The organism is Micromonospora sp. FIMYZ51 (assembly GCF_038246755.1).
GTDB lineage: Bacteria > Actinomycetota > Actinomycetes > Mycobacteriales > Micromonosporaceae > Micromonospora.
On record NZ_CP134706.1, the window covers coordinates 4,876,195 to 4,889,406 of the forward strand.

At 73.0% G+C, this 13,212-nt stretch carries 7 protein-coding genes and 1 pseudogene; 4 read left to right on the forward strand and 4 right to left on the reverse strand.

The annotated features are described in order from the left end of the window. Genes QQG74_RS21810 through QQG74_RS21820 form a run of 3 tightly spaced genes read left to right on the forward strand, consistent with a single transcriptional unit; the run spans nucleotide 1 to nucleotide 4,565 of the window. A complete protein-coding gene (locus QQG74_RS21810; RefSeq protein ID WP_341716614.1) occupies nucleotides 1-996 on the forward strand; it encodes a MoxR family ATPase in 996 nt (331 codons plus the stop codon). 15 nt (nucleotides 997-1,011) lie between these two features. Next, nucleotides 1,012-2,196, forward strand: coding sequence for a DUF58 domain-containing protein (locus QQG74_RS21815; RefSeq protein ID WP_341716615.1), 1,185 nt, complete (start codon nucleotides 1,012-1,014; stop codon nucleotides 2,194-2,196). Beyond that, complete coding sequence (locus QQG74_RS21820) at nucleotides 2,190-4,565, forward strand: transglutaminaseTgpA domain-containing protein (RefSeq protein WP_341716616.1); 2,376 nt, start codon at nucleotides 2,190-2,192, stop codon at nucleotides 4,563-4,565. The genes QQG74_RS21815 and QQG74_RS21820 overlap by 7 nt, the downstream gene beginning before the upstream one ends. Before the next feature lie 105 nt (nucleotides 4,566-4,670). Here QQG74_RS21820 and QQG74_RS21825 read toward each other — a convergent pair. The 4 genes and pseudogenes from QQG74_RS21825 to QQG74_RS21840 form a co-directional block, all read right to left on the reverse strand. Continuing rightward, a pseudogene (locus QQG74_RS21825) lies at nucleotides 4,671-5,642 on the reverse strand (LLM class F420-dependent oxidoreductase); the annotation flags it as partial. 74 nt (nucleotides 5,643-5,716) lie between these two features. Next, entirely contained in the window at nucleotides 5,717-6,409 is a 693-nt protein-coding gene (locus tag QQG74_RS21830) for a maleylpyruvate isomerase N-terminal domain-containing protein (RefSeq protein WP_341716617.1), read from the reverse strand. A gap of 23 nt (nucleotides 6,410-6,432) precedes the next feature. Continuing rightward, nucleotides 6,433-7,308: a phosphatase PAP2 family protein gene (locus QQG74_RS21835; RefSeq protein WP_341721308.1), complete on the reverse strand. Its 876-nt coding sequence runs from the start codon at nucleotides 7,306-7,308 to the stop codon at nucleotides 6,433-6,435. A 493-nt stretch (nucleotides 7,309-7,801) separates the two neighbouring features. Beyond that, nucleotides 7,802-10,702, reverse strand: coding sequence for a glycoside hydrolase family 48 protein (locus QQG74_RS21840; protein WP_341716618.1), 2,901 nt, complete (start codon nucleotides 10,700-10,702; stop codon nucleotides 7,802-7,804). 965 nt (nucleotides 10,703-11,667) lie between these two features. Here QQG74_RS21840 and QQG74_RS21845 point away from each other — a divergent pair. Beyond that, entirely contained in the window at nucleotides 11,668-13,179 is a 1,512-nt protein-coding gene (locus QQG74_RS21845) for a GH1 family beta-glucosidase (RefSeq protein WP_341716619.1), read from the forward strand. Nucleotides 13,180-13,212 lie beyond the last annotated feature (33 nt).

A 13,212-nucleotide genomic window follows, 5' to 3' on the forward strand; every position in this document is an offset into this window, starting at 1 on the left:
GTGACAAGCCACGAGCCGCTCACCCAGCAGGAGGTGCAGGGCTTCGCCGCCCTCGCCGCCCGGCTGGCCGAGAACGTCAACGCGGTGGTGCTCGGCAAGCCACAGGTGGTCCGGTTGGCGTTGACCGCGTTGTTCGCCCAGGGGCATGTGCTGCTGGAGGACGTGCCGGGGGTGGGCAAGACGACCCTGGCGCGGGCGATCGCGGCGACGGTGCAGGGCCAGTGGCGGCGGATCCAGTTCACCCCGGACCTGCTGCCGTCGGACGTCTCCGGGGTGACCATCTTCAACCAGGCCACCCGGGGTTTCGAGTTCCATCCCGGTCCGGTGTTCGCCAACATCGTCATCGCCGACGAGATCAACCGGGCGTCGCCGAAGACGCAGTCGGCGCTGCTGGAGGTGATGGAGGAGCGGACGGTCACCGTGGACGGGGTGCGGCATCCGGTGCCGCAGCCGTTCCTGGTGGTGGCGACGCAGAACCCGGTGGAGATGGACGGCACGTACCGGCTGCCGGAGGCGCAGCTGGACCGGTTCCTGGTGAAGCTCTCGGTCGGGTACCCGGACGAGTCGGTGGAGGTGGAGGTGCTGCGCGGGGCGACGGTGCGCTCCCCCGAGGCGCTCAGTGCGGTCACCGACACGGCCACCGTCGGTGAGATGGTCCGGATGGCGCTGCGGGTGCACATCGCCGAGCCGCTGTACGCGTACGCGGTGCGGCTGGCCGCGGCGACCCGTACCCATCCGCAGGTGCGGGTCGGGGTCAGCCCGCGTGGGGTGATCGCGTTGACCCGGGCGGCGTGCGCGTACGCGCTCATCGACGGCCGGGGCTGGATCATGCCCGAGGATCTGAAGGCCCTCACCGAGCCGGTGTTCGCGCATCGGCTGCTGCTCACGCCCGACGCCCAGGTGCGCGGGGTGACCGCCGCGGACGTGCTCCGTCAGGCCGTCGCCTCGGTGCCGGTGCCGTTGCCGTCGGGCCAGCCGGCCCCGGCGCATCCGTAGCTGCGGCGGGCTGGCGTGGGAATCACCGCTCGGGGCATCGGTCTGCTCGTCGTCGCCGTCGCGCTGCTCGGTGCCGGTTTCCGGTTCGGCTATCCGGAGCTGACGCTGCTGGGTGCGGCGGCCGGCATCGCTGTCGCGGTGGCCGTGGTCATCGCGGCCCGCCGTCCCCGGCTGGCGGTGCACCGGCAGGCGGATCCGGACCGGGTGGCCCGGGGTGAGCCGGCGGCGATGACGTTGACGCTGCGCAACGCGGGGCGGCTGCGGGCGGCGAGCCTGCTGGCCACCGACCGGTGCGGCGACCGGGTGGTGCCGGTGCCGGTGCTGCGGTTGCGCCCGGGTGCGGACACCACGGTCCGCTACGACGTGCCGACGACCCGCCGGGGGGTGGTGCCGGTCGGCCCGCTGCGGGTGACCCGCCGCGATCCGCTGGGCCTGGTGGTGCTGGCCCGCTCCTACGGCGGCAGCGTGCCGGTCTGGGTGCATCCGCGGATCCATCCGCTCAGTGCGGTGCCCACCGGTGCCGGTCGCAGCCTCGACGGCCGGGTCGACGCCGTACCGCACGGCTCGATCACCTTCGACTCGCTGCGGGAGTACGTGGTCGGCGACGAGTTGCGGCGGGTGCACTGGCGGACCAGCGCGCGGGTCGGCGAGCTGATGGTGCGGGAGAACGTGGACACCAGCCTGCCACGGATCGTGGTGCTGCTGGACAATCGGGCCGCCGCGCATCCGGACCGGGCCGACGGGGTGGCCGAGTCGTTCGAGGCGGCGTGTGAGGCGGCGGCCTCGGTGGTCGCCGCGGCGGTGCGGGAGGATCTGCCGGTGGCGCTGCTTTTCGTGGCCGCCGCCGAACCGGCGGCAGCCGCCGCACCCGCATGCGGCAGCGTGGATCTCGACGGGCCGGGGGTCGGGCCGCTGGACCGGTTGGCTGCGGTGACGCTCACCGACGAGGGCACCTTGGAGGCCGCGACGGGGCGGCTGCGCCGCGACCGGCTCGGTGACACCCTGGTCGTCCTCACCGGCCCGGGTGGCCGCGCCGACCTGGGTTACGTCGGCGCGTTGCGGGGCGCGTACCCGTCGGTGGTGGTCGGGGTGTTCGGCTCGGCGGAGCCGACGCCACCGGACGCCGCCGGCCTGGTGGTCGTCGACGCCCCCGACGGGGCGGCCTTCGCCGCCGAGTGGGACGGGGTACGCCGGTGGTGAAATCGCTGCGGGCCGTGCCGGCGGCGCTGGCCGGCCTGGTCGTGCCGGCGGTGCTGGTCACCATGGTCACGCTGGCCGGGCTGGCGCTCGACCGGGTGTACGCGGGCTCGCTGCTGACCGGGCTGGTGGCCGGCGCGGCTCTCGGTTCGGTGCTGGTGAGTGTGGTGGCCCGGCGGCTGCCGTCCTGGCTGGTCGCGCCGGTCTCGGTGCTGGCGATGGCCGGCTGGACGGCGTGGGGGCTGCGGCTGGCTGCCGACCGGGCCGCGCTGCCGGGCGGGTTCGCCGAGGTGGCCGTCGATGCCGCCCGCAACGGCATCCCCCGGCTGTTGACCGCGATGATTCCGGTGGAGCCGACCCCGGACACCGTGCTGGTGCCGCTGGTGGGGGCCTGGCTGGCCGGGCTGGCCGGCGCGGAGGTGGCGCTGCGGGCCGGGCGGGTGTTGTTGGGCTACCTGCCGCCGGCCCTGCTCTTCGCCGGCGCGGTGTACGTGGTCGGCCCGAACGCCGAGCCGGCCATCGGTGCGACGGTGGCGCTGGTGGCGGTGGCGGCGCTGGGTCTGGCGGCGTCGGGGCGGGCGGGCGGCGGTGATCCGGTGGAGGGGCTGGCCCCGGCGGCGCGGGCGGGGATGCGGGTCCGGTTGGCGGCGGCCTCGGCCGCCGGCACGGCGGTGGTGGTGGGGCTGGCCGCGCTGCTCGGCCCGGCTCTGGCCGCGTTTGTGGACACCCGACCGGTGGATCCGCGCCGCTATGTGGAGCCGCCCCAGGTGGAGACGCTCGACGAGAATCCGCTGATCCGGATCTCGGGCTGGGCGCTGAACCCGGACCAGCAGCTGTTCCAGGTGAGCACGCAGGGCAGCGCCCCGGCCGACGCCGACACCGACACCGACACCGACACCGACACCGACGACAGTGACACCGGCGACAGCGATCCGGTTACCGACGAGCAGCCGACGGCCGCTGCGGGCGGGGTGCGGATCCGGCTTGCCGTGCTCAGCGACTACGACGGGGTCACCTGGCGGGTCGGCGCCACCTACCGCAACGCCGGCCGGATCCTGCCCGTCGTGGACCCGCCGCCGCACGCCACCGTGCGGACGGTCCGGCAGGAGATCACGATGGGCGACCTCACCGGCCGGCTGCTACCGGCGGTGGCCACCCCGCGCGAGGTCAGCGGGGCGCGGGTGGCCTACGACCCGGACACCGGCACGCTGATCCGGCCGGACGGGCTCAGCCCGGGACTGCGGTACACGGTCACTTCCGCGCAGGAACGCCCCGACCCGAATCTGCTCGCCACCGCGAACACCCCGGCCGGCGACGAGGTGGCCCGGGTACTGCACGTGGCCGACGGGGCACCCGAGCAGTTGCGTCGGCTCGCCGCCCAACTGGCCGAGGAGAACGGCGCCCCGTACGCCCGCGCGGCGGCGATCGAGCAGTGGCTCTCCGAGCATTACCGGCTGGTCGCCGACGCGCCGAGTGGTCACGCGTACCCGAATCTGGCGTTCTTCCTGTTCGGACCGGTGAACGGCGGCGGGCAGCGCGGCACGTCCGAGCAGTTCGCCGCCGCCTTCGCGGTGCTGGGCCGGATGGCCGGGCTGCCGACCCGGGTGGTGGTCGGTTTCGCCGCCGGATCGTCCGGGCCGGTACGGGCCGCCGACGCGTACGCCTGGCCGGAGGTGCTCTTCGACGGGCTGGGTTGGGTGCCGTTCGATCCGCTGCCCCGCCCCGACGAGGAGCCGCGACCGGTCGAGGAGGACTTCCGCCCGAAGCCTGACGATCCGCCGCCGTCGGAGCAGCCGGAGCCCACCCTGGAGCCGACCGCCTCGGCGCAGGCGCAGGCGGCACCCGGTGGTCCCGCCGACTCGGGCGGCCCGTCGACGCCGGTGCTTGTCGCCGGCACCACCGGCGGCGTCCTGCTGCTGGTCGTGGTGGTGCTGGCCACCCTGCTCGGGATGCGTCGCGCGCTTACCCGCAACCGGCTGCATCGGGGCGACCCCGGTCAGCGGATCGCCGGCGCCTGGCGGGAGGTGACCGACGCGCTGCGGCTGGCCGGGCAGCCGGTGGCCGTCGACCTGTCCGCCACCGAGGTCGCCGAGCGGGCCCGGCACACCCTCACCGAGGCGGCCCGACCGGGCACCTCAGATTCCCGGACGCCCGCGTACCGCGCCGTCGACGACCTGGCCCGCCTGCTCAACCAGGTTGCCTTCGCGCCGGGCACGGCCACTGCCGAGCAGGCCGGTACCGCCGCCGAGGCCGCCACCGTCTACACCGGTGCGCTACGGCAGGCCCGTCCCCGCTGGCGGCGGCTGCTCTGGTCGGTGCATCCGGGTCCGTTGCGCTGGCGTCCCCGCCGCCGGCGGTCAGCCGAGCGTTGACGCGGGCCGGGTCGGTGCGCCGCCGCCGAGCGTCGATGCGGCATTCGGCGGGTCGGGCGTCGATGCGGCGTCCGGCAGGGCCGCCGTCGGCGCGGCGTTCGGCGGCTGCTCGACGCCGAGTCCGAGCCGGGCGACCAGCGTGACCAGGGCCGCCGGGTCGCCGGTGGTCACCTCCGGGGTGGGCAGCAGGGCCAGCACCGGCACGTCCACGCCGGCCGTGACGTACTTGCCCACCTGGGCGCGGCATCGCTCCGGCGAGCCGTGCAGGATCAGCGCGTCGACCACCTCGTCGGGCACCGCCGCCAGCGCCGCCCGCCGGTCGCCGGCCGCCCACGCCTGCCACATGCCGGCCAGTGCCGGCTCGCGGCCGAGCCAGCGGTGGAACTGCGCGTACGCGGGCACGGTCAGGTAGCTGGCGATCAGCCGCCGGCCGAGGGTGCGGGCGTAGCCGGCGTCCTCGGTGGGGCAGACGAAGATTCGGGCGACCACCTCGAACTGGGGGCGCCGCTGTCCCAGCTCGGCCAGTGCGCGGGGTACGTCGGCGGCGGCGAGCCAGTTGAGGATGACTCCGTCGGCCTCGGCGGCGGCCAGGCGCAGCATGCCGGGGCGCAGCGCGGCCAGCAGCAGTGGCGGCGGCACCACCGGCGGCCGTTCCAGGGTGAACCGGCGTACCGCGAAGGTGTCGAAGGCACCGTCTACGGTCTCCCCGCGCAGCGCCGCCCGCAGGAACCGCAGTACGTCCCGGGTGCGCCGGTACGGCTCGGTGAACTGCGTCGCGTTCCAGTCGGCGACCACCGTCGGCGATGAGGCGCCGATGCCGAGGGCGAACCGGCCGGGGGCGACGTCGGCGAGCGCGGCGGCGCTCATCGCCAGCAGGCCGGGCCCCCGGGTGAACACGGGGGTGATCGCGGTGCCCAGCCGCAGCCGGGGCTGCCAGGCCGCAGCCAGCGCCAGCGGAGTGAACGCATCGGCACCGTTGACCTCGGCGGACCACACGTCGGTGTAGCCGGCGTCGGCGAGGGCCGCGTACACCGCGGCGTGGTCGGCGAGCGGGACACCAGCCAGCGGGACCGTCATCGCCCATCTCGTCGTCATCGGTCGATGGTGCCCGCCGTACGGTCCGGCGAGCAAGATCCTGTCGGCTTCCCGGTTCAGCCGGCGAAGGCGAGCAGCCGGATCCCGGCGGCGTCCAGGACGGCCTGCTCGGCAGTGCTGCGTGGGCGGCGGCCGGTGGCCTTCTGGATCAGCGTCAGCCGGTCCCAACCCAGTTGCGGTGGCACCGGACGCCCGCCGGTGAGCAGGTCGGCGATCACCTGGCCGGCCGCCGGGGTCAACCACGGCTCGCGGTCCAGCGCCGCGGCCAGGTCCAGGCCGTGCACCCCGACCTCCACCACCCGGGTACGCAGGAACTCCGGCACCGTCATCGCGTCGCCGTGCCGGGTGCGTACGACCCGGTCCGCCGGCTGGGCGTCGACCGCGTCGAGGGTGGCCTGCCAGGCCCGGTCGAACTCCACGGCGAGGGTCGACGGGTCGGTGCCGCCGCCGGCCTGGGCCCGCGCGGCGTCGATGCGGTCGGTGTCGACCTGCGGGGTGAACTTGGCCGCGCCGAAGTAGCCGGCGGCGTCGACCTGGGCCCGGCCGGGTGCCGGGGCGGCCAGCATGTCGGCCAGTCGGGCGACGCCGGTGCGGACGTGGGCCAGCAGCTCGGCGACCGTCCAGGGCGGACAGTCGGTGGGTCGGTCCAGATCCCGCTGGTGGATGGTTCGCAGCACCTGCCCCAGCCGTGCGCACTCGTCGCGGAAGGCGTTGCGCGGCGGAGTCAGCAACTCTCGCGCCTCGGTCATCTGTGCTGCCCCCGCTTTCCCGGTCAGCCCTGCTCGCGGGGGACGATGCGGTGCACGGCGGCGAGCACCAGCGCCATCACCACGCCCATCGACCCGGCGATGCCGGCGGCGCTGCCGGCGTAGCCGAGGAACAGTGGCCGGCGGCCCAGCTCGGCCGCCGGGGTGTCGCGCTGGCCCAGCAGCCACCACAGCGCCAGCGCGCAGCCGGCGATCGCGAGCAGGCCACCGAGGCCGAGCAGTAGCGGGGTGAGCCGGTGCGCGTCGGCCGAGGCGACCTGTGCCCGCTCCCGCTGGGTGGTCAGCAGCAGCAGCCCGGCCAGGGCCGCCCAGACCCCCACCACGAGGTACGCGGCCACCGCGTCGCTGGGCCGGTGCCAGCTCGCGGAGAGGGTGGCCACCCCGGCGATCGCGGCGTAGCCGGCGCCGAGCACGGCGGCGAAGCCCCGCACCTTGGGCGGCAGCACGAGCACCAGCGCCACCGCCACCGAGGCGGCGACCGTGGTGTGGCCGCTGGGCAGGCTGTTTCCCACGAACGCCCGCTCCGGGTCGATGCCGTAGTCCGGTCGGGTCAGCACGTACTTGAGTGCCTGGGTGGTGACGTTGGACCCGGCGATCAGCAGGGTGGCCGCGACGGCAAGCGCGACCCGGCCCCGGATCAGCGCGATGAACCCGATCATCACGGTGGCCGCCAGCAACGACACCACGGACATCGCGTTGAGGATGCGGTTGACCGGTTCCTCGATGCGGTCGCGACCGATCCGGTTGCCGGTGAGGGCGACCGTGTCGATCCACTGCCCGGTGCCGGTGTGCAGTGCGTATCGCCAGACGACGATGAAGGCCGCCGCCTGGACGAGGGCCAGCACGACCAGCCAGACCGCAGTTCCACCCCTCGGCGTCATCCGCACCCGGACAACTTAGCGGTCCGGGCGAACCGGACAACCGGGGGCCCGCCGGTGGCCTCGGGATGCCTCGGGCGCAGGTGCGGGAGGCGATGGTGACCGGTACCTCGGAGCGGGCGTCACGAACCCGACTGACCCTCGACCCGTCCGCGCCGGCTCGGCCGGACCGTCGAGCGCCCGGCGGCGAAGGGTTGCGGCGACGGGCACAAAAAGGGAGAGGCCGCCACGGGGGGAGCGGCCTCTCCGGTGATGTACGTTACTCCGTCCCCGGCCGGGTTGTGATCCCGGGGCGGCTACTTTTTTTCGCGATCTGCGTGGTAAGCCCGACGGTTCGGGCGCGGTGGGGTGGGCCGACCGCTCCGCTGCGTCGGCCAGAGGGGCCGACCCACCCCGGCCTGACCGTGGGCGTCAGGCCGCCGGCCGGACCTGCCTGTTACCCCCGAGGTCCGGCCGAAGCCTCCGGGTGGGTCAGCTCCCACCCGGAGGAGTTCGCTCAGCCGTTGGGGAACAGCTTTCCGTAGTCGGCGTACGCCATGGCGATGTCCGCCTGGGCCCAGAACCGGTGGTAGCGGAACTCCGGCTCGGGTCCACCGTCGAGGTACGCCTGGACCTTGGGCCACGCCGGGTCGTTCTTGTAGAACGACCGGATGTCGACGAAGCTCTTGCCCGGGGCGATCTGGTCGCCGTTGGGCATCCGGCCGGTCCAGCCCGGCGGGACGTAGAGGCCCTGCCCGGTGGAGGCGTCGTAGACGTCGTCGAAGCGCCGGTAGTCGCCACGCTTCTCCACCGTCGACACGCCCTGCGCGTCGCTGTTCGCGTGCAGCGCGTCCAGCAGACCCTTGGCGGTGGTCTTCGCCGCCGTGTTACCCGACTTCGCCGCGTACGCGATGAGCGTGCGGGCGTAGGCGGAGGCGACACCGACGTCCTGCCCCTGCGCCGTCACCTCGACGTGCAGGTTGGTGTTTGGCTGCGGGCTGGTCGGGTTCCAGTTGGCGGGCTGGCCGGTCCACTTCAGGTCCGACGGGATGGACCAGTCCTCGCCCAACGTGGTGTTGGCGATCGCCCACGGCACCCACTTGTCCAGCAGCGCCTTGGCCCGGGCGTTGCCGGTGACCATGTACAGCTCGGCGATGCGCTGCATCGACCAGACCTGCATGCCGAACCACTGGTTCGACGGCGGGTCGTTGTAGACCGGGTCCACGTCGTAGAACATGCCGTAGAAGGTGGCCGTGCCGGCCGGCGGCGTGCCGTAGTGGCCGCCCCAGCTGTTGGTCGCGCCACCGGCGATGCCGCCCTCGGCGGACTGGAGCCAGGTGTAGAGCTCCATCTGCCGCTCGAAGCTCTTCTCCCAGTCCGAGACCGCGGTCGGCGACTGGGGCTTGAGCTCGGCGACGTTGCTCATCGCCCAGGCCGCGAACGGGTTCTGGTAGCCGAAGTGGCTGTGGCTGGAACCGATCCGCCACGACCAGTTCTGGCTGGTCTCGTACGCGCCACCCCAGGCGTAGTACCAGGAGAGCAGGTAGTGTGCGGATTCGCGGTTGTTACCGGCCGGGCAGGCGCTGGCCCCGACGCAGTTGCCGATCCGCTTGAAGTACTTGTCGAACAGCGCGTACCGCAGGTAGTCGCCCATCTTTGCGGCCTTGGCCACGGTGGCGGCCACGTCGGCCTGCTTGTTCTGCTCCTTGGCCCAGGTCAGGGCCCAGTACGCGGCCTGCACCGCACGGGCGTCGGCGTCCGGGGCGTTCGTGTACTTCCACTGCTTGGCCGGGGTGCCGGACTCCTTGATGAACAGGTCCAGGTAGCCGTACTGACCGCCGTGGGCGAAGGTGTCGCAGGAGGGCTGCGGGATGGTCTCCCACACCGACTCCTGGGTGCCCCGCTGGAAGGTGTTGATGTACGCCGGCCGGGTGGTGCCGTCGCCGCAGCGGCCGTAGCCGTAGACGTTGTCCACGTCCAGCAGCCAGTGCATGCCGTAGATCGAGCCGGTGCCGTAGGTCTGCTGCAACTCCGCGCGCAGCGGGTCCTTGCCGACGGGCACGTTCGAGTCCAGCTGGGACGGGTACTGGCTGGGCAGGTCGTGCTCGGCGGCGTAGGTGGCGTCGCCGGCCGAACCGGCGGTCGGCTGGTCGGCCGCGGACGGGATGATGTACTTCTCCATCACCGTCCAGGCGTTGTTGAACGGTGCCCAGTTCTGGGTCACCCGCCCGTAGTACGCCTCCAGCCACAGCCAGAAGCTGAACGCCTCCGACGTGGTCTCGTGCCCGTGGTCCGGCGCCTCGACGATAAGCGTCTCGATCGAGTGGTAGGGCACGCCCTCGGGGCTGAAGTAACCCGAGTTCTTGATCTTGTTGTACTGGGTGAGGAAGCGCTGCACGTACTCGCCGTCGCCACCGGGCACGTCGTTGTCGATCTCGGTGACGGTGACCGTCGCCGGGGTGTGGCCGCTGGCCGAGGCGGTGATGGTGGCGGTGCCGCCGACGGTGTCGGCGTCCTCGGCCGCGTTCACGCTCACGTTGACCCCGGTGCTCCAGTTGCTCGGGGTGAGCGTCGCCGTGGTCGGCGAGACGGTGATGTCCGTGTCGCCCGTACGCGCCAGGGTCACCGCGACGTTTGCGGTGGGTGCCCTACTCAACTTGATGTTGAGCGGCGAGCTGCCGCCCTCCGGCACGGTCAGCGCGGTGGGGGTGGCCACCACGGCCGGCGCGGTCGATCCGGCGACCGTGAACGACCGCTCGGCGATCGCGGAGAGACCGCTGTTGTCGTACGCCCGGGCCTGCACGGTGTAGTCACCGGCCGGCAGGTTCTCCAGGGTGTACGCGTACGGGGCGGTGGTGTCGGTGTTGACGAGCAGCCCGTTGCGGTAGAACTCGACCCGGGCGATCGTGCCGTCCGGGTCGCTGGCGGTGGCGGTCAGCGGCACCGTCGCCGGGGCGGTGAACGGGCCGGCAGGCACCGACAGGCTCACCGTCGGCGGCTGCTGCGCGACTCCACCACAGGTGACCCCGTTTACCGAGAACGACGTCGGCTTCGGGTTGCTGCCGGTGTAGGAGCCGTTGAAGCCGATGTTCACGGAGGAGCCGGTGGCCAGGTTGCCGTTGTAGGACTCGTTGGTGGCGGTGACCTGGTTGCCGGACTGGCTCCACCGGGCCGACCAGCCCTGGGTGACCCGCTGGTTGCCGGGGAAGGCGAACCGCAACGTCCAGCCGTTGATCGGGTCACCGAGGTTCTTGAGGGTCACGTTGGCGGTGAAGCCGTTGCTCCAGTCGTTGGTCGTATAGACCACGTCGCAGGCCGGCGCGGCCTGCGCGGCGGCGGCGGGTACGGTCACCCCGCCGAGCGCCAGTGCCGCGGCGGCGAGCCACGCCAGCCGGCGACGTCTTGCCAGATTTCTCATCTGCGCGGTGTCTCCTCGGACCAGGCCGGGGGCGGTGCCGCCCCGGCGTGACGCGCACGCCGGCCGGAAGGTCGCGTGGCGCCAGTGGATGGTGGTCTCTCCGGCCGGATGGCCGGTGGCGGTGGGGGCCGGGCAGGAACGGCGGCAACGCCCACTGCTTGCAGGGACGCCGTACCGGACGCACCGGATGCCCTCGGCGACCCGCGCTCGCGCGACAAACATGGCTCCACGCGGTCGATCGACAGTCTGACATGGAAGCGCTCCCAACACCAGAGACAGCACTTCCGGAAACACTCAGTTGTTTCGATCTCGTTTTGGGGCTTTCACAAAGCCGTGACGGGCGTTACAGTCGCTGCAACGTCGATGGGAGCGCTTCCATCGACAGAGTTCCAACCAGAAGATCGCCCGATGTCGTGCCCACGGCACCGGGGACCAAACCCACAGGCCGACGGCGGGCCAGCCCGGACACCGCCGTCAGCCGCCGCCCCACACAGTGGAGGGAGGTGGATCCTCAGCCACTCGCGTGGCCCGGCTCCCGCGCGACACGCACGACTGGGACGCCAATCCGCACGTGCGTGTACCGCAACATGGTGGGGACGGGGGTTGCCCTCCCCCGTCCCCACACTAAACCCCCGTTCACGATGGGAAAAGAGGCCGACGGGTCAGACGCGCATCACCCGCGCGCACCGCACGGCAGTCGACCCGCCCGCCGACCGCCATCCGCGCCGCCCCGCCGACCGCCCGGGCGTGCGCCACGGTCCGCCCGCGGCCCTCGGCGTACCCGGTCCCGCCGCACCCGACGCCCGACCGGCACACGCCCACCCCCTCTCACCTGCCATCCCCCGCCACCGCGGGCTGTTCGGCCCTCTGCGACGATCATGCCCTGGCGGCTACCGCCCACGCCTTACCCTTTATTGGGAGCGCTCCCGGGCTCCGGCGGTCAACCCCATCCACAAGGAGAACCCATGTCGATGCTCACCCGGCGTCACCTGCTGCGCCGTGCGGCGCTCTCGGCCGCCGCAACCCAGGCCGGTCCGGCACTCGGCGGCACCGCCAGCACGGCCGGTGCCACCGCGGTCGCCGCCACGGCCACCGCCGTCGGCGCCGCCGCCCTCACCGGCTGCCAGTCCGACCGCACCGACCCGGCCGCAACTCCCGCCGCCCGGTTGCCCTTCCCGCCGAACTTCGGCTGGGGCGCGGCCACCTCCGCGTACCAGATCGAAGGCGCCACGAAGGAAGACGGCCGCGGCGAATCAGTCTGGGACACCTTCAGCCACACGCCCGGCCGCATCCGCAACGGCGACACCGGCGACGTCGCCGCCGACCACTACCACCGCTACGCCGAAGACCTCGATCTGATGCGCGACCTGGGGCTGCGCAGCTACCGGTTCTCCATCTCCTGGCCGCGCATCCAGCCCGACGGCACCGGCGCCGCCAACCAACGGGGGCTCGACTTCTACCGCCGCCTGGTCGACGGGCTGCACGAGCGCGGCATCGCCCCGATGGCCACCCTGTTCCACTGGGACCTGCCGCAATCCCTGCAAGACGTCGGCGGCTGGGAGTCCCGCGACGTGGCGCACCGCTTCGCCGACTACGCCGCCATCGTCTTCGCCGCACTCGGCGACCGGGTGCCGGTCTGGCTCACCATCAACGAGCCCAAGACGGTCGTGCAGAACGGCTACCTACAGGGCCACCACGCCCCCGGCCGGCAGGACCCGGACGCCGCGTACCTCGTCGCGCACCACCTGCAACTCGCCCACGGCCTCGCCGTCCGGGCGCTGCGCGCCACCGGCGACGGCCGGATCGGCCCGGCCTTCAACCTGCACCCCTGCTACCCCGCCGACGACTCCCCCGCCGCGGCGGAGGCGGCCCGCCTGTACGACGGCTACGAGAACCGGCTCTACCTCGACTCGGCCTTCAAGGGCAGCTACCCCGAGGACGTGCTGGCCGACCTCGGGCCGAGCAGCCGGATGGTCCGCGGCATCCAGGACGGCGACCTGAAGATCATCTCCTCGCCCGTCGACCTGCTCGCGGTGCAGTACTACACGCCGATCTACGTCACCGCCGACGGCGGCACCGTCCGCCGCTGGCCCACCTCCGAGGCCAGCTGGCAGCAGATCTACCCGGAAGGGATGTACGACATCCTGACCCGGGTCACCCGCGACTACGGCCCCGTTCCGCTCACCGTCACCGAGAACGGCCTGCCCACCCCCGACGTACTCGCCGCCGACGGCACCGTCGAGGACACCGGGCGAGTGGCCTTCCTGCGCGACCACCTCGCCGCCGCCCACCGAGCCGTCACCGACGGAGTACCGCTGGAGAGCTTCCACGTCTGGTCCCTGCTGGACAACTTCGAGTGGGCCGAGGGCTACGACCAGCGCTGGGGCCTGATCTACGTCGACTACCCCACCCAACGCCGGGTGCTCAAGCGCAGCGCCCACTGGTACCGCCAGGTAATCGCCGACAACGCCCTCTGAGGTGTAAGGAAGGGCCCCCTATTAACGCCTCAG

Excerpts from the sequence above, each read along its gene's own strand:
- QQG74_RS21830 (WP_341716617.1), bottom strand. The coding sequence starts at position 6,409 with ATGACCGAGGCGCGAGAGTTGCTGACTCCGCCGCGCAACGCCTTCCGC.
- QQG74_RS21845 (WP_341716619.1), top strand. The coding sequence starts at position 11,668 with ATGTCGATGCTCACCCGGCGTCACCTGCTGCGCCGTGCGGCGCTCTCG.
- QQG74_RS21835 (WP_341721308.1), bottom strand. The coding sequence starts at position 7,308 with ATGACGCCGAGGGGTGGAACTGCGGTCTGGCTGGTCGTGCTGGCCCTC.
- QQG74_RS21840 (WP_341716618.1), bottom strand. The coding sequence starts at position 10,702 with ATGAGAAATCTGGCAAGACGTCGCCGGCTGGCGTGGCTCGCCGCCGCG.